This is a genomic window from Curtobacterium sp. APC 4022 (assembly GCF_030407555.1).
Taxonomy (GTDB): domain Bacteria; phylum Actinomycetota; class Actinomycetes; order Actinomycetales; family Microbacteriaceae; genus Curtobacterium.
The window spans coordinates 1-16,758 of the sequence record NZ_JASDDD010000005.1; the positions used below are offsets into that span (position 1 = coordinate 1).

Below are 16,758 nucleotides of genomic sequence, written 5' to 3' on the forward strand. Positions count from 1 at the left end.
GCCCGCCCCACCCCCGCCGGTCGGGTACCGTTCCAGCGTGCAACGCTTCGCGGACCGCGCGATGGACGCCCTGGTGTGGGTGGTGTTCGTCGTCCTCTTCATCGGTGCGGCCCTGCTCGTGAAGGTCGCGGCCGCGCTGCTCGTCGTGCTCGTGGTGCTGGCACTGCTGCTGGGGCTGACGCTCCGGGTGCTGCGCCGGACCCGGACGACCCGTGGTCCGCGGACGACCCGTGGCCCGCGGACGCCCCGGGGTCGCGGCCCGCGCTGAGCCGCTCCGCCGCACGCACGGACCGTCCGGCCGTGCCACCCGCACAGCCCGCCCGGTAGGGTTGCCGGGTGAGCGAAGTCGAGATCGGTGCAGGCAAGCGCGGACGTCGGGCGTACGCGTTCGACGACATCGCGGTGGTCCCCTCCAGGCGGACGCGTGACCCGCGTGACGTCAGCGTCCAGTGGTCGATCGACGCGTTCACCTTCGAGTCGCCGATCCTGTCGGCGCCGATGGACTCCGTCGCCTCGCCCGCGACCGTCATCGAGATGGGCCGTCTCGGCGTCCTCGGGGTCCTGGACCTCGAAGGCCTCTGGACCCGCTACGAGGACCCGGAGCCCTACCTGGCCGAGATCCGCACGCTGACCGACGGCAACGTCACGAAGCGCATGCAGGAGATCTACGCCGAGCCGGTCAAGGCCGAGCTGATCACCCGCCGCCTGGCCGAGATCCGCGCCGCCGGTGTGCCGGTCGCCGGCTCGCTCAGCCCGCAGCGCACCGCCGAGTTCTCGCAGACCGTCGTCGACGCCGGGGTCGACCTGTTCGTCATCCGCGGCACCACGGTCAGCGCCGAGCACGTGTCGCAGAACCAGGCGCCCCTCAACCTCAAGAAGTTCATCTACGAGCTCGACGTCCCCGTGATCGTCGGCGGTGCCTCCACCTACACGGCGGCGCTGCACCTCATGCGCACCGGTGCCGCGGGCGTGCTCGTCGGCTTCGGCGGCGGCGCGGCCTCGACGACCCGTGCGGCGCTCGGCATCCACGCCCCGATGGCGACCGCCGTCGCGGACGTCGCCGGTGCCCGCCGCGACTACATGGACGAGTCCGGCGGCCGGTACGTGCACGTCATCGCGGACGGCGGCCTGGACACCGCCGGCGACGTCGTCAAGGCGATCGCGATGGGTGCCGACGCGGTCATGCTCGGCACCGCCCTGGCCCGTGCGCAGGAAGCGCCCGGCGGCGGCTTCCACTGGGGTGCCGAGGCGCACCACCCCGAGCTGCCCCGCGGCCGTCGGGTCGAGGTCGGCACCATCGGATCGCTCGAGAGCATCCTGTTCGGTCCGACCCCGTCGTGGGACGGCCGCGCCAACCTCGTCGGTGCCCTGCGTCGATCGATGGCGACCACCGGATACTCCGACGTCAAGGAGTTCCAGCGAGTAGAAGTGGTCGTGGCGCCGTACCACCGCTGACGGCGGTGCGCCCGCGGAGGTCCTGCGGGTGTCGCTCCGGTGCCGATCGGCGACGGAGGCGAGCATGACAACCACGGTCACAGGCCAGAAGGCACCCCGCGGAGCATCGACCACGGCGGGGTTCGACCCCGCCACGAAGCTCGGTCCCGATGAACGCGCCGCGGCGATCGAGACCCTGAAGTCCACCGAGCTCGACGTCCTGGTGGTCGGTGGCGGCATCGTCGGTGGTGGTGCCGCACTCGACGCCGTCACGCGCGGCCTGTCGGTCGGCATCGTGGAGGCCCGCGACTGGGGATCGGGCACGTCCAGCCGGTCGTCGAAGCTCGTCCACGGCGGCATCCGCTACCTCGAGCAGCTCAACTTCACCCTCGTCCGCGAGGCCCTCATCGAACGCGGTCTGCTGCTCCAGCGCATCGCCCCGCACCTGGTGAAGCCCGTGCGCTTCCTCTACCCGCTCAACCACCGGGTCTGGGAGCGGTTCTACATCGGCATCGGCATGGCGATGTACGACGTGTTCAGCTGGTCCGGCGGTCGACCGCCCGGTGTGCCGCACCACCGCCACCTCACCCGCACCCAGGTGCTCCGCTCGATGCCGTCGCTGAAGAAGGACGCGTTCGTCGGCGGGATGACCTACTACGACGCCCAGGTCGACGACGCGCGCTACGTCGCCTCGCTCGTCCGCACCGCCGCCTCGTACGGCGCGCACGCGGCCTCCCGGATCCGGATCGAGGGCTTCATCAAGGTCGGGGAGCGGGTCGTCGGGGCGCACGCGCACGACATCCAGACCGGCGAGCACTTCGACATCCGCGCGAAGCAGGTCGTCAACGCGACGGGGGTCTGGACGGACGACACCCAGGCGATGGTCGGCACGCGTGGGCAGTTCAAGGTCCGCGCGTCGAAGGGCGTGCACCTCGTCGTCCCGCGCGACCGCTTCCAGTCGAACTCGGGCATGATCCTCCGCACCGAGAAGAGCGTCCTGTTCGTGATCCCGTGGGGTCGGCACTGGCTGATCGGCACGACCGACACCGACTGGTACCTCGACAAGGCGCACCCGGCGGCGACCGCGGCGGACATCGACTACATCCTCGAGCACGTCAACAAGGTGCTCGCCGTGCCGCTGACCCGCGAGGACGTCGAGGGTGTCTACGCCGGACTCCGGCCGCTGCTGGCGGGGGAGTCCGAGGCGACCTCGAAGCTCAGCCGCGAGCACGTCGTCGCGCACACCGCACCCGGACTCGTCGTCGTCGCCGGCGGCAAGTGGACCACCTACCGCGTGATGGGCAAGGACGCCATCGACGAGGCGGTCGCGGCGATGGACGGCAAGATCCCGGAGTCGACGACGCAGGACATCCCGCTGCTCGGCGCCGAGGGCTACCCCGCCGCGTGGAACAAGCGCGGCCGGACGGCGAAGTCGTCGGGCGTGCACAAGGTCCGCATCGAGCACCTGCTCAACCGCTACGGCACCCTCGCCACCGAGGTCCTGCAGCTCGTCGAGGACGACCCCTCGCTGGCCGACGCACTGCCCGGGGCCGACGACTACATCGGCGCCGAGGTCGTGTACGCGGCCTCGCACGAGGGCGCCCTGCACCTGGAGGACGTCCTGGCCCGCCGCACCCGCATCTCGATCGAGGCGTGGGACCGCGGGGAGTCGGCAGCGCCCGTCGCCGCCCGGCTGATGGCGGGCGTGCTCGGCTGGGACCAGGAGACGACCGAGAACGAGGTCGCGAACTACCTGAAGCGCGTCGCGGCCGAGCGGGAGTCGCAGATGCAGCCCGACGACGAGTCGGCTGACCGGGTCCGGCTCGAAGCGCCCGACATCGCGTTCGGGTTCGAGGAGGACGACGTCGTCGTCGGCGGTGGCCGCTCGAGCGGCGCCGAGGGCGCCACGGCGGACGACGAGCAGGTCGTCGGCGAGAAGACGACCGAGCCCAGCTGACCCCGCTGCGGACGGGAGGCCCGTCGCACCCCCGCCACGCGCCTCCCGTCCGTCCCCCTCCCGCAGAACGCAACCCGGACGGCGGAACGCAATTCGATCGTGTGGCGTCATGCCGCCGGAGTTGCGTTTCGCGAGCCGTCCACCGGCCGGATGACCTGTGGAGAACGGAATGGCGCGGCCCTCCCGGTGGTTAGCATGGGAGTCCTGGGAAAGGGAGCCATCATGGTCGACGTCCATCGCGTCAAACTCCCCGGCGTCGGCGTGCTGCACAGCTTCTACACCGACGACGGTGGCAAGTGTGGTGTCATCACGCACCGGTCGGGTCACTCCGACCTCATCTCGTTCGCGGACGTCGCCGACGGCGCGGACAAGTCCGAGAAGGTCTCGCTCCGCCTCAGTGAAGACGAAGCGCACACCCTCGCCGAACTCCTCGGCGGCACCCGGATCACCGAGGGCCTCGACAAGCTCGACGAGATCCCCGGGCTCTCCATCGACTGGTTCAGCGTCGACTACGACGACGCCATCGCGGGCAAGCCCCTCGGCGACCTGCACGACTCCGGCTTCATCGGCCTGACCGTCGTCGCAGTGGTCCGTGGCGACAGCGCCAACCCGGCTCCCTCCTCGGACTTCGTCGTGTTCCCCGGGGACACGATCGTCGTCGCGGGTGCGCCGGAGAAGGTCGCGAAGGCGTTCTCCTTCTACCGCAGCGGTCAGTTGGCAGCGGCCGCTGCCGAGGCGCCGCCCCGGAGCTAGGGCATGCACCTGGGTGGTGAGCTGCTGACCATCGGCGGCCTGTTCCTCATCGCCTACGTCCTCGGTCGGCTCGGCAAGACCATCGGTCTGCCGGCGATCCCGGTCTACATGGTGGTCGGGCTCATCGCGAGCCCGCACACCCCGTGGATCGGCCTGAGCGTCGAGTCGCACACGATCGAGCTGATCGCGACGTTCGGCCTCATCCTGCTGCTGTTCAACCTCGGGTTGGAGTTCGACCAGGAGGAGTTCTACGGCAACGCCGGCAAGCTCCTGGTCTCCGGGGGCACCTACGTCGCGATCAACATGGGCGTCGGGTTCGCCTTCGGGTTCTCGCTCGGCTGGGGAACGCGCGAAGCCCTGATCATCGCGGGCATGACGGCGACGTCGTCGAGCGCGATCGTGACGAAGCTGCTCATCGAGCTCCGGCGCCTGGCCAACGACGAGACCCCGATGATCCTCGGCGTCACCGTGATCGAGGACGTCTTCATCGCCGTGTACCTGGCGATCGTCTCCGTCGTGCTCTCCGGCGACACGAACCTGTGGGCCGTGATCGGCAAACTCGGGCTGGCGTTCGGGTTCCTCATCGTCATGTTCAGCCTGGCGCGCTGGGGCGGCAAGCAGGTCTCGAAGATCTTCGCGACCCGCGACGACGAGCTCTTCACGATCCTGTTCTTCGGCCTCGCGGTGATGTTCGGCGGCATCGGCGACCTGCTCGGCGTGACCGACGCGATCGGCGCGTTCGTCATCGGTCTGCTCTGCGGTGCCACCCGCTACCGGGACCGCATCGAGCAGCTGGCCCTGCCGATGCGAGACGTCTTCGCGGCGTTCTTCTTCGTCAACTTCGGGCTCGGCCTCGACGTCTCGACCTTCGGCGAGGTCCTCTGGCCGGTCGCCGGCGCGATCGGCATGACCGTCGTGCTCAACGCCGTCGCCGGACAGCTCGTGGCCCGGATGAACGGGTTCAGCGTCCAGCAGGGCATCAACACCGCCGTGATCCTGGTGAACCGGGGCGAGTTCGCGCTGATCCTCGCGACCCTGTCGGCGGCCGCCGGACTGGAGGCACGGATCACCGCGTTCGCGGGCCTCTACGTCCTGGTGATGGCCGTGTTGGGTCCCCTGCTCGCCGTGAACTCCGACCGCATCGGCAAGCTCGTGCTCCGTCCGGGCCGGGTGCGCAAGCTCCGCGGCCGGGAACTCGCCGCCGCACAGGCCGCCGCGGCGCGCAAGGCCGAGCGGGACGCGAAGTTCGCCGAGGAGATCGCCCTCGTGGAGGCTGCGGGCAGGGAAGAGCGCGACAATGGTGCACCGGAGACGACGCCGTCGCGCGAGGACCCGGCCATCCCGGAACCCGTGAGCGCGAGCACGTCGTCGATCGAGGTCCCCGCCGAGCGTCCCGAGCGCCCGGCCCGCGTACGTGATCCGGAGTACTGATTCAGATGTGGGCCGTTGCCCGACGACCGAAGTGGATCGCCCTGCTGCTGCTGGCGATCCTGCTGGCAGGCGTGTTCGCCGCACTCGGCAAGTGGCAGCTCGAGCGCAGCATCGAGAACGGCAAGCCGCTGCCGGCCTCGACCGAGACGCGGAAGACCCTCGACGACGTCACCACGCCGGAGAAGCCGGTCGGGTCCACCCTGGCCGGGCAGAAGATCACGGTCTCCGGACGCTTCGTCGCCGGTGACACGACGGTCCTCACCGGCCGCAGCGGGGGTGGGAAGTACCAGACCGTCGGGCACCTGGTCGACGACGCGACGGGGGCGAGCCTCCCGGTCGTGATCGGCTGGTCCGACCAGCGTTCCGCCGCGGTCGCCGGTGGTGACCGCCTGGTCGACGACGCGTCGATGACCATCCGCGGCCGGTACTACCCGGCGGAGTCGCCCGACCAGGACACGTTCGAGCAGCACGAGTACTCGGCCGTCGCCCCGGCCCGGTTCGTGAACACGTGGAAGGCGTTCGACGACCGGATGTACGGCGGGTACGTCGTCGCCGACCGGACGACCGCGGACGCCGCCGACCTCGGCACCATCGCCGACCGGGCCCCCACGCGGGAGGTCCAGTTCGACTGGCTGAACCTGTTCTACGCCGTCGAGTGGGTCGTGTTCGCCGGGTTCGCCGTCTTCCTCTGGTACCGCTTCGTCAAGGACGCATGGGAGCGCGAACAGGACGAGGCGCGCGAGGCCGCCGAGGCAGCTGGCGCCGATCCTGTGGACGACGACGCCGAGCCTGTGGACGAGCCCGTGGTCCCGACGGACGACGCCCGGGCCGAGCCGGGTCGCCGGTAGGATCGACCACATGGCTCTGACCGTCCGGACCCGCGACATCCCCAAGATCCCGGGGGCCGTGCGGTTCTACCGCATCTCCGCGTACGTCACCGGCGTGCTCCTGCTCGCCCTGGTCGTCGAGGTCGTCATCAAGTACACCCCGATCCAGCGCGAGATGCAGCTCGGCGGTGGCGCGTTCTTCGTCCCGAACGGAACCGCGGGCGAAGCACCCGGCACGTTCAACCTGTCGATCGCGATCCTCATCGCGCACGGGTGGCTGTACGTCGTCTACCTGTTCGCGGACTTCCGCCTCTGGAGCATCATGCGCTGGCGGCCGTCGCGCTTCCTGCTCATCGCCCTCGGCGGAGTGATCCCGTTCATGTCCTTCGTGGTCGAGCACCGCATGCAGCAGACCGCACTGACCACCTACCACGAGCTGACCGCGCAGCAGTCGCGGGAGAAGGAGAGCGCTCGGTGAGCGAGACCGAACAGCGTCCCGTCCTCGTCGTCGACTTCGGCGCGCAGTACGCGCAGTTGATCGCACGACGTGTCCGCGAGGCAAACGTCTACAGCGAGATCGTCCCCCACTCGGTCACCGCGGCGGAGATCCGAGAGAAGAACCCGGCGGCGATCGTCCTGTCGGGAGGCCCGTCCTCCGTCTACGAGGACGGCGCACCGTCCCTGGACGGCGAGATCCTGGACCTCGGCGTCCCGGTGCTCGGCATCTGCTACGGCTTCCAGGCCATGGCGAAGTCGCTCGGTGGTGAGGTCGCGAACACCGGCCTCCGCGAGTACGGCGCCACCGCGGTCACCGTCAGCGGCACCGACAGCGTCCTGCTCGGCGGCCAGCCGGCAGCGCAGACCACGTGGATGTCGCACGGCGACGCCGTGTCGAAGGCTCCCGAGGGCTTCGAGGTCCTGGCGTCGAGCGAGTCGACCCCGGTCGCGGCCTTCGCCTCCGACGAGCGCAAGCTGTACGGCGTGCAGTGGCACCCCGAGGTCAAGCACTCGGCGTTCGGCCAGGCCGTGCTCGAGAACTTCCTGCACCGTGCCGCCGGGCTGCCGGGTGACTGGAACTCCGCGAACGTGATCGAGGAGCAGGTCGAGCGCATCCGCGCACAGATCGGTTCCTCCCGCGTCATCGCCGGGCTCTCCGGTGGTGTCGACTCCGCCGTCGCCGCAGCCCTCGTGCACAAGGCAGTCGGTGACCAGCTCACCTGCGTCTTCGTCGACCACGGGCTCCTCCGCGCCGACGAGCGCAAGCAGGTCGAAGAGGACTACGTCGCCTCGACCGGTGTGCGCCTGGTCACGGTCGACGCCCGCGAGCAGTTCCTCGACGCCCTCGCCGGTGTCAGCGACCCCGAGCAGAAGCGCAAGATCATCGGGCGCGAGTTCATCCGCACGTTCGAGTCGGCGGCGGAAGCGCTCGTCCTCGAAGCCCGCGCCTCGGACGGTGACGCCGAGGTGAAGTTCCTCGTGCAGGGCACCCTGTACCCGGACGTCGTCGAGTCCGGCGGCGGGTCGGGCACCGCGAACATCAAGTCGCACCACAACGTCGGCGGACTGCCCGACGACATGACGTTCGAACTCGTCGAGCCGCTGCGCACCCTGTTCAAGGACGAGGTCCGTGCGGTCGGTCGCGAGCTCGGGCTGCCCGAGGTCATCGTCGGACGCCAGCCGTTCCCCGGCCCGGGCCTCGGCATCCGCATCGTCGGTGAGGTCACCGCCGAGCGCCTCGAGATCCTGCGTGCCGCCGACGCCATCGCCCGCGCCGAGCTCACCGCAGCCGGCCTCGACGACGAGATCTGGCAGTGCCCGGTCGTCCTGCTCGCCGACGTCCGTTCGGTCGGGGTCCAGGGCGACGGTCGCACCTACGGCCACCCGATCGTGCTCCGACCGGTGTCCTCCGAGGACGCCATGACCGCGGACTGGACGCGCCTGCCGTACGACGTGCTCGCGAAGATCTCGAACCGCATCACGAACGAGGTGCGCGACGTCAACCGGGTCGTGCTCGACGTCACGTCGAAGCCGCCGGGGACGATCGAGTGGGAGTGATCCTCCTCTGACGCCCGAGGGCCCGGTACGCGACTGCGTGCCGGGCCCTCGCTCGTCCTGCGGGGCCGGCCCCGGGCCTCCCGCCCGTCGCCCGTCTGAGCCCGCGCCCGCCCGCCGAGGTCGCACTTTCTGCCGCCGCCCGCCCAGCCCGTCTGCCGAGGTCGCACTTTCTGCCGCCGGGCCGGCTCGCTGACGGCAGTTCGTGCGACCCCGGCGAAACGGCTGCGGCACGTCGTGCGACCTCGGAGGGTGGGCGTGCCGGGGATGCTGCTGGTGCGCTCGAGGTCGCACGTTCTGCCGCTCGGGCGTCCGGCCGGCGGCCGGTTGCGCGACCTCGGCGAAGCGGCTGCGGCAGGTCGTGTGACCTCGGCGGGTGGGCGTGCCGGACCGGAGGCGCGGGTCGAGCCCGTCTGTCGCGCCCGGCCCCGTTCCGCCGACTGGTCACACGTCGTCGTTCTGGCCGGTGTTGAGCGACAGTTCGTGACCGCTCGGGGGAGGCGAGCGGGGTGTCGTGACCGGTCGGGGCCCGCGGGAGGGCCGCGTCGAGCTGGCGCGAGGCCGGCCGCCGCGCCCGGCCCCGTTCCGCCGACTGGTCACATGTCGTCGTTCTGGCCGGTGTTGAGCGACAGCTCGTGACCGTTCGGCGGAGGTGAGCGGGGTGTCGTGACCGTTCGGGCCGCACCGGCCGGGCCGCACCGCTCGGGGCGCGCAGCACCCGGCGGGCACGCACGACGAAGGGCCCCGGCGGAAGCCGGGGCCCTTCGGGTGGGAACGCTAGTTGCGGGAGCTGCTCGCGAGGATCGCCAGGATGCGCAGGATCTCGAGGTAGAGCCAGACCAGCGTGACGATGAGCCCGAAGGCCGCCGTCCACGCGTAGACGCGGGGGGCGCCACGCTCGACGCCGGTCTTGATCTGGTCGAAGTCGAGGATCAGCGAGTACGCCGCCATCAGCACCACGAAGATGCCGATCAGGACGCCCAGCGGGATGCCGAACAGCGTGACGCCGAGCAGACCGAACGCGCTCTGGGTCACACCGGTGAGCATCAGCACGATGTTGACGAGCGAGAACGCCATGTAGCCGACCATCGCGACCAGGAAGAACCGGGTCAGCTTCGGCGTCGCACGGACCTTGCCGGACGAGAAGAGCAGCAGCGTGACGGCGAAGACACCGAGGGTGCCGAACACCGCCTGCGTGACGATGCCGTCCCACATCGTGTTGTACATGTTCGAGATGCCACCGACGAACAGGCCCTCGAAGAAGGCGTACGCCAGCACGAGTGCCGGCGACGGCTTCTTCTTGAAGGTGTTCACCAGGGCGAGGACGAACCCGACGATCGCGCCGACGATCCAGACGACCGGCGGCAGGTTCCAACCGGCGACCGAACCGACGATGAGCACGCCGAACGCCAGGAGCGTCTTGACGATCGTGTCCTCGTACGACATACGGCCGGTGTCGACCTTGTCGGCCGAGGGGCGGTCGTACATGTCACGGAGCTGGTCCGGCGACATGCCGGGCTGCTGCGGCGCCTGACCCCAGCCGGTCTGGCCGGACGGGGCCTGCGGGTACCCCTGCTGCGGGTAGCCCTGCTGCGGGTAGGCGCCCTGCGGTGCGTTCGAGCCGGCGCCCCATGCGTTCCGGCCCGCGTCGTTGAAGGCGGGGGACTGGTCGAAACCGGGCTTGAAGGCCATGGTGTCCTCTGATTTCCTCTGGTGTGGAGTCGTGGATCCGGTACCCGGGTGGCATCGGATCGTGGGCTCGTGACGGAGTGCGGCGGTGCCGTTCCTTCGTGTCCTCACAGCCTACGGGCCGTCAGGGTCCGATGGCTGGGGATCCGCGGGAAGCGGAACCGATGTCCGTGCTCCTGCGCGCGAGCCTATTGACGGTCGCTGTCGGTCCACCGTGGGAACTCCGCACGCTCGCTGAACGTCCGCGACGACGCCGGGGTGCGCGGACACCGTGTTCACCCGCGCTCCGTATCGTCGCCGACATGCAGCCGCTCGTCATCGCCCACCGCGGAGCCTCCGGGTACCGCCCCGAGCACTCCCGCAGCGCCTACGAGCTCGCGATCGAGCTCGGCGCGGACGCCATCGAGCCGGATCTGGTGCCGACGAAGGACGGGGTCCTGGTCCTCCGGCACGAGAACGAGGTCTCCGGCACGACCGACGTCGCCGACCGACCGGAGTTCCGTGACCGCCGCACCACGAAGACGATCGACGGGCACCGGCTCACCGGCTGGTTCACCGAGGACTTCACGTGGGACGAGGTGCGCACGCTGCGGACCCGTGAGCGCCTGCCGGAGCTGCGCCGCGCCTCCCGGCAGCACGACGGCGAGGACACGGTCCTGCGCCTGGAGGACCTGCTCGCGATCCTGGACGCCGCCCCGCGACCGGTGGGCCTGGTCGCCGAGGTGAAGCACGCCAGTGCGTTCGCGGCGGCGGGGTTCCCGATGGCATCGCTGCTCGACGACGTGCTCGGCACGGCCGGGTGGCGCGGCGACGACCGGTTGACGGTCGAGTCGTTCGAGAAGGGCGTCCTCCGCCAGGTCGCCGAACACGGGACCGGTGGTCGCCTGGTGTACCTCCAGGAGGCCCGTGGTGCGGCCGCGGACGAGGTCGCCGCCGACGGTTCCGCCGCCACGACCTACGCCGCCGAGCGGACGGACGCCGCGCTCGCGCGGCTCGCGACCGAGTTCCACGGCATCAGCGTCGACCTGCCGACCCTGATGGCCGGCGTCGACACCCGCGCCGTCGACGACCCCGGTCCGGTGCGGAGTGACGTGGTCGACCGGGCGCACGCGGTCGGCCTGGCGGTCTACACGTGGACGCTGCGGCCGGAGAACCGGTTCCTGCCCGCGGCGCTCCGTCGTGGCGGCGAGCTGGCGGCGCTCGGTGACTGGGAACGGTGGTTCACCTCGGTCCTCCGCACGGGCGTCGACGGGGTGTTTTCGGACCACGCCGACCTCGCGGTGCGGGCCCGATCGCTCGCCGCGGAACGGTCCGACCGGGCCTGATCGGACGTCGGGGGTCGCGCCTAGACTGTCTCGGACATGACGATCGTGCTCGACCCCTCCGACCCCACGCCCGGCCGCACCGACGGCACGGGTGCCGGTGACCGCGCCTACCAGGACCCATTCACCGCGGGCCTGAACCCCCAGCAGAAGGAAGCCGTCGAGTACCGCGGCGAGTCCCTGCTCATCGTCGCCGGTGCCGGCTCGGGCAAGACGAGCGTGCTCACCCGCCGCATCGCGCTGCTCCTGGCGAACCGCGAAGCCTGGCCGTCGCAGATCCTGGCGATCACGTTCACGAACAAGGCCGCGGCCGAGATGCGTGAGCGGGTCCAGGCACTCGTCGGGCAGGCGGCCGAGGGCATGTGGATCTCGACGTTCCACTCGGCGTGCGTGCGGATCCTCCGGCGCGAAGCCGAACGGTTCGGGTTCCCGCAGTCGTTCACCATCTACGACTCGGCGGACTCGCGGGCGCTGCTGAAGCGGATCATCAAGGACCTCGAGGCGGACACCCTCGGGCTGACCGTCGGGGCGGCGGCGTCGAAGATCTCGAAGCTCAAGAACGAGCTGCAGGACATCGACACCTACGCACGCAACATCAACGCGAGCGACCCGCAAGAGGTCATGTTCACCGAGGTGTTCCGTCGGTACACGAACGACCTGCGCCGGGCGAACGCGTTCGACTTCGACGACCTCATCGGTCAGACGGTCTTCCTGTTCCGCGCCTTCCCGGACGTCGCGGCGCTCTACCAGCGGCGATTCCGGTACATCCTGGTCGACGAGTACCAGGACACGAACCACGCGCAGTACTCCCTGATCCGCGAGCTCACGCGCCCGGTGCCGGTCGAGCAGGTCGACAAGCTCGAGGACTCCGGCCAGCACGTCGCCCGGATGCGCGAGACCGACGGCACGATCGCCCCGGCGTCCCTGACCGTCGTCGGCGACTCCGACCAGTCGATCTACGCCTTCCGTGGCGCGGACATCCGCAACATCGTCGAGTTCGAGCGGGACTTCCCGAACTCGAAGGTCATCCTGCTCGAGCAGAACTACCGCTCGACGCAGAACATCCTCGACGCCGCGAACGCCGTCATCGCGAACAACTTCGACCGGCAGGCGAAGAGCCTGTTCACGGACGTCGGTGCCGGCGAGAAGATCGTCGGCTTCACCGGGTACACCGGCCACGACGAAGCCCAGTTCGTCGCGGACGAGATCCAGCGTCTGCACGAGGACGGCATGGACTACCGCGACATGGCGGTGTTCTACCGGACGAACTCCCAGACCCGTGCGCTGGAGGAGATCTTCATCCGCGCCGCGATCCCGTACCGGGTGCTCGGCGGCACGAAGTTCTACGAGCGTGCCGAGATCAAGGACGCCATGGCGTACCTGATCACCGTCGCGAACCCGGCCGACCCGCTGTCGCTCCGGCGCATCCTGAACGTGCCGAAGCGCGGCATCGGCGCCGTGACCGAGACCAGCCTGCAGCGCTACGCCGACGACCACGAGGTCTCGCTGCGGGAAGCCCTGCGGCACGCGGACGAGCTCGGCTTCGGGCCCAAGGTCCGGACGGCGATCACCTCGTTCGCCGCGCTGCTCGACGACGTCTCCGCCAAGGCCGCCGACCAGCCCGTGGTCGACACGCTGACCCAGTTGCTCGACGGGTCCGGGCTGCTCGAACAGCTCCGGAAGTCGCCGGACGCGCAGGACGCCGCCCGTGCGGACAACATCGACGAACTCGTGGCCGTGACGCGGGAGTTCCAGAAGAACAACCCCGAGGGCACGCTGTCCGACTTCCTGACCGAGGTCTCGCTGGTGGCCGCGGCCGACGAGCTCGACGACTCGTCCGGCACGGTGTCCCTGATGACCCTGCACACCGCGAAGGGCCTGGAGTACGACGCCGTGTTCCTGACCGGTGTCGAAGAGGACCTGCTGCCGCACCGGATGTCGGCGAACGAGCCGGGCGGCCCCTCGGAAGAGCGCCGCCTGTTCTACGTCGGGATCACCCGCGCCAAGAAGGTCCTGTTCCTGTCGCTCGCGATGACCCGGGCGCAGTTCGGTGACGTCAACGTGGCGATGCCGTCGCGCTTCCTGCAGGAGATCCCCGAGGGCCTCATCGAGTGGAAGCAGTCGCCCGGCATGGCGAACAGCCGCGGTGGCACGCAGCCCCGGGCGATCAACGCCCGACGTGACGGCGGCAGCGCCGGCGGGTTCGGCGGCGCTGGCGGCAGCAGTGGCGGTGGCTACCGCGGCGGTGGCGGCTGGGGCGGCGGGTCCTACGACCGTGCTGCTGCGGCGGCGAAGACCCGTCCGAAGACCGAGTGGGCGAACCGTGTCTCGGGGCAGGTCCGCGACAACGGGGACATGGAACTCGTCGCGGGCGACCGGATCTCGCACGTCGACTTCGGGCAGGGGACCGTCTCGGCGGTGACCGGCCAGGGCGCGAAGCGGATCGCCGAGATCGCGTTCGACACCGCCGGGCGGAAGAAGCTCCTCATCAAGATCGCCCCGATCGAGAAGCTGTAGGGGTCCTCACCGGTCTCCACCGGACTGGCGGGTCCGGCTCGCCTGGCGTTCACCGGACGGCCCCGAGGTGTTCCCCGCCGGTGGCTACCGTCCGGGACTGTGCAGAACACTCCTCGTGACCCCGATCGCACCCCTGTTTCGCGCCGCGGCTTCCTCGTCGGCTCGGGCCTGGCCGGTGCCGCCGGCCTCGCCGCCGTCAACGGACTCGGCAGCGCGCCGGCCGTCGCGGAGCCCCTGACCGGTACCTCGCTGGCGGCACCCGGTGCGGCAGCGCACGCGGCGCAGTCGGTCGCATCCGTGGCGCACACCGGGCACACCGGGCGCTGGAAGCCGGACACCACGTCGCCCCGCTTCACCGTCGCGGTGATGCCGGACACGCAGTACATGTTCGACGGCGCCGCGGTGGACGAGGCGCCGATGCGCGCGTCGCTCGAGTACGTGGTCCGCGAGCAGTCCCGGCACAACACGGTGTTCCTCGTGCACCTCGGCGACCTGACGCAGAACGGTGCGGCGTCCGAGATGCAGGCGGCCGGCTCGGTCTTCGACGTGCTCGACCGGGCGGGGGCGCCGTACAGCGTGCTCGCCGGCAACCACGACATCGACTCGTCGACGGACGACCAGCGTGGTCGGACGCCGTACCTGGACGTGTTCGGCCCGCAGCGGTTCCGACGCTCGTCCAGCTGGATCGGGTCGAGCCCGGACGGGTACAACAGCGCGCACCGGTTCACGGCGGGCGGCCGCGAGTGGGTCGTGCTGGCGCTCGACTGGCACACCAGCGCCGGCGGCCTCGCCTGGGCCAGCTCGGTGCTCGCTGCCCGACCGCACGCGCCGGTGATCCTCACCACCCACACGCTCGTCGACTCGGACCCGACCGGAGGTGCCGCGTTCGACGCCTACGGGCAGCAGCTCTGGGACGCCTTCATCGCGCAGCACGACCAGGTGTTCCTCACCCTCAACGGGCACTACTGGGGCCCGGGGCGCACCACGAAGCAGAACGCCGCCGGGCACGACGTCGCACTGCACCTGACGAACTACCAGAACCGCTACTACGGCGGCGCGGCGATGATCCGGCTGTACCACGTCGACCTGGAGCGGAACGTCATCGACGTCGAGACGCTCTCGCCGTTCCTCCTCGGCGGCGGACTCGACGACACGAACGAGCTGGCCGCGCAGGAGCTCCGACTCAGCGGCGACGTCGACCGGTTCACCATGGCCGTGGACTTCGACGCACGGTTCGCGGGGTTCGCGCCGGTCGCACCACGGGCCTCCCGTCCGGCGGCACGCATGCTCGTGCCGGGGACGCTCGCGTACTGGCGGTTCGACGGCAACGCCGACGGGACGACGCTGGCGTCGTCCAGCCGGGTGCGCGACCAGAGCGGCCACGGGAACGACCTGGTGGTCGCCGCGCGGCCCGGCGCGGTCGCCGGCGCGCTGCGCTGGTCGACGGCACACCACCCCGACCAGCCGGGCGCCGGCAGCCTGGTGCTGCAGGGTGGCAAGCCCGGCGGTCAGCACCTGCAGACCGTCGACGCCGCACCGCTCAACGCCGAACACTTCGCCCACGGGTACACGGTGGAGGCGTTCTTCTCACTGCCGACCACGTTCGACCCGAGCGCGAACGGGTTCAGCGCGCTGCTGTCCCAGTACTCGAGCGCGGGGCAGGTCGGCAAGGCCCGGTCCGGCGACGGCGACCCGGACGAACCCGCGGTGACGCTCAGCCTGTCCGGCGACCGCGAGCTGCAGTGGTGCGTCTACCCGGCGAGCCAGGACGGGGCGCTCACGAACTGGGGACACGAGCTGCCCCTCGGACAGTGGTGGCACGTCGCCGTGGTGAACGACCGGACCCACACCGTGCTGTACGTCGACGGGTGCCCCGTGGTGCGGAACCCGTCGACGCGGAACCGGGGGCTGAGCACCATCGGCAAGCCCTGGCTGCTCGGCGGGTACCGCTACGGCGGCGTGCTCGACCAGGTGTTCGTCGGCTCGATCGGGGACGTGCGGATCGTCGGTCGGGCGCTGGAGCCGCGGGAGTTCATGATCGCCTGAGACGGCACCCGAGCGGGGTCGTCCCGGGCGGCCCGGACGGCCCGGACGGCCCGGACGGCCCGGGCGGCTGAGCCTGTCTGGCGCCTGCGTCAGCGGACCATGCGCGCCGCGACGAGCGGGGTGTCGCCGAGGTGCTCGGTCTTGGTCGCTCCGTCGCGCCGGAAGCCGTTGCGCGCGTAGAACGCCTGTGCACGGGGGTTGTCGTCCGCGACCCAGAGGTACGCCGGCACGTCGCCGAGCACCGCGTCGAGGAGCATCTGACCGGCTCCGGACCCGTAGGCGGCGGCCAGGACGTAGATGCCCTCGAGCTCACGGCTGCGGACGGGGTGCTCGTCGCGACCGGGACCCGCGGTCGCCCACCCCACGACGGTGCCGTCCTGCTCCGCGACCGCGACCGTGACGTCGGGGTCGGCCAGGACGCGCCGCCACCGGGTGGTCCGTGCGACGGGGTCGAGCGAGGCGAGGAACGCGGCGGGCAGCAGGTGGGCGTAGGCCTCACGCCACGCCTGCACATGCACGTCGGCGATCCCCGGGGCGTCCTGGTCGACGGCGGTGAGGACGGTGGTGCGTGGTGCGGCCGGCATGATCCGACGCTACCGCCGCGCACCACCACCGTCGCACGCTGCTGTGGAGCGCTGCTGTCGAGCGCTCCTCGCGTCCGCCACGCCCGACCCCCTCGGACGGGTGACAAGGAGCAGAGGTAAGGTTAGCCTCACCTAACGTGACACCT

General features: G+C 70.7%; 13 protein-coding genes. 11 read left to right on the forward strand and 2 right to left on the reverse strand.

Translation table 11 applies throughout. From position 1 onward, the window contains the following. Positions 1–37: 37 nt before the first annotated feature. The 8 genes from QL987_RS02485 to guaA all read left to right on the forward strand — a co-directional run bounded on the left by QL987_RS02485 (position 38) and on the right by guaA (position 8,457). On the forward strand, positions 38–268 hold the full coding sequence (locus QL987_RS02485) for a hypothetical protein (RefSeq protein WP_221850149.1): 231 nt from the start codon (positions 38–40) through the stop codon (positions 266–268). Positions 269–336: 68 nt separating this feature from the next. Continuing rightward, the gene (locus tag QL987_RS02490; RefSeq protein ID WP_111073891.1) at positions 337–1,455 is read left to right on the forward strand and encodes a GuaB3 family IMP dehydrogenase-related protein; all 1,119 of its coding nucleotides are present in this window, start codon (positions 337–339) and stop codon (positions 1,453–1,455) included. Between the two features lie 64 nt (positions 1,456–1,519). Then, positions 1,520–3,391, forward strand: coding sequence for a glycerol-3-phosphate dehydrogenase/oxidase (locus QL987_RS02495; protein ID WP_290156120.1), 1,872 nt, complete (start codon positions 1,520–1,522; stop codon positions 3,389–3,391). A gap of 222 nt (positions 3,392–3,613) precedes the next feature. Then, positions 3,614–4,144 (forward strand): TrkA C-terminal domain-containing protein, encoded by a 531-nt coding sequence (locus QL987_RS02500; protein WP_110903510.1) that lies wholly within the window; start codon positions 3,614–3,616, stop codon positions 4,142–4,144. Positions 4,145–4,147: 3 nt separating this feature from the next. Next, on the forward strand, positions 4,148–5,575 hold the full coding sequence (locus QL987_RS02505; protein ID WP_253465111.1) for a cation:proton antiporter: 1,428 nt from the start codon (positions 4,148–4,150) through the stop codon (positions 5,573–5,575). A gap of 5 nt (positions 5,576–5,580) precedes the next feature. Further along, positions 5,581–6,423, forward strand: a complete 843-nt coding sequence (locus QL987_RS02510) for an SURF1 family cytochrome oxidase biogenesis protein (protein ID WP_111073887.1) — start codon at positions 5,581–5,583, stop codon at positions 6,421–6,423. 10 nt (positions 6,424–6,433) lie between these two features. Further along, a complete protein-coding gene (locus QL987_RS02515; protein WP_111073886.1) occupies positions 6,434–6,880 on the forward strand; it encodes a DUF3817 domain-containing protein in 447 nt (148 codons plus the stop codon). Further along, positions 6,877–8,457 carry a glutamine-hydrolyzing GMP synthase gene (gene guaA, locus QL987_RS02520; protein WP_290156121.1) on the forward strand — a complete coding sequence of 527 codons (1,581 nt, stop codon included), beginning with the start codon at positions 6,877–6,879 and terminating at the stop codon, positions 8,455–8,457. Before QL987_RS02515 ends, guaA begins: the two co-directional genes overlap by 4 nt. 774 nt (positions 8,458–9,231) lie before the next feature. On the opposite strand, the gene QL987_RS02525 is transcribed toward guaA, so the two are convergent. Next, positions 9,232–10,146 (reverse strand): Bax inhibitor-1/YccA family protein, encoded by a 915-nt coding sequence (locus QL987_RS02525; RefSeq protein WP_290156122.1) that lies wholly within the window; start codon positions 10,144–10,146, stop codon positions 9,232–9,234. Positions 10,147–10,445: 299 nt separating this feature from the next. Here QL987_RS02525 and QL987_RS02530 point away from each other — a divergent pair, with 299 nt between their 5' ends. The 3 genes from QL987_RS02530 (at position 10,446) to QL987_RS02540 (ending at position 16,028) form a co-directional block, all read left to right on the forward strand. Further along, positions 10,446–11,468 carry a glycerophosphodiester phosphodiesterase family protein gene (locus QL987_RS02530; RefSeq protein ID WP_290156123.1) on the forward strand — a complete coding sequence of 341 codons (1,023 nt, stop codon included), beginning with the start codon at positions 10,446–10,448 and terminating at the stop codon, positions 11,466–11,468. 36 nt (positions 11,469–11,504) lie between these two features. Next, a complete protein-coding gene (locus tag QL987_RS02535; RefSeq protein WP_290156124.1) occupies positions 11,505–13,982 on the forward strand; it encodes a UvrD-helicase domain-containing protein in 2,478 nt (825 codons plus the stop codon). Between the two features lie 99 nt (positions 13,983–14,081). Beyond that, complete coding sequence (locus tag QL987_RS02540) at positions 14,082–16,028, forward strand: LamG-like jellyroll fold domain-containing protein (RefSeq protein ID WP_290156125.1); 1,947 nt, start codon at positions 14,082–14,084, stop codon at positions 16,026–16,028. 89 nt (positions 16,029–16,117) lie between these two features. On the opposite strand, the gene QL987_RS02545 is transcribed toward QL987_RS02540, so the two are convergent. After that, positions 16,118–16,612: a GNAT family N-acetyltransferase gene (locus tag QL987_RS02545; protein WP_290156126.1), complete on the reverse strand. Its 495-nt coding sequence runs from the start codon at positions 16,610–16,612 to the stop codon at positions 16,118–16,120. Positions 16,613–16,758 lie beyond the last annotated feature (146 nt).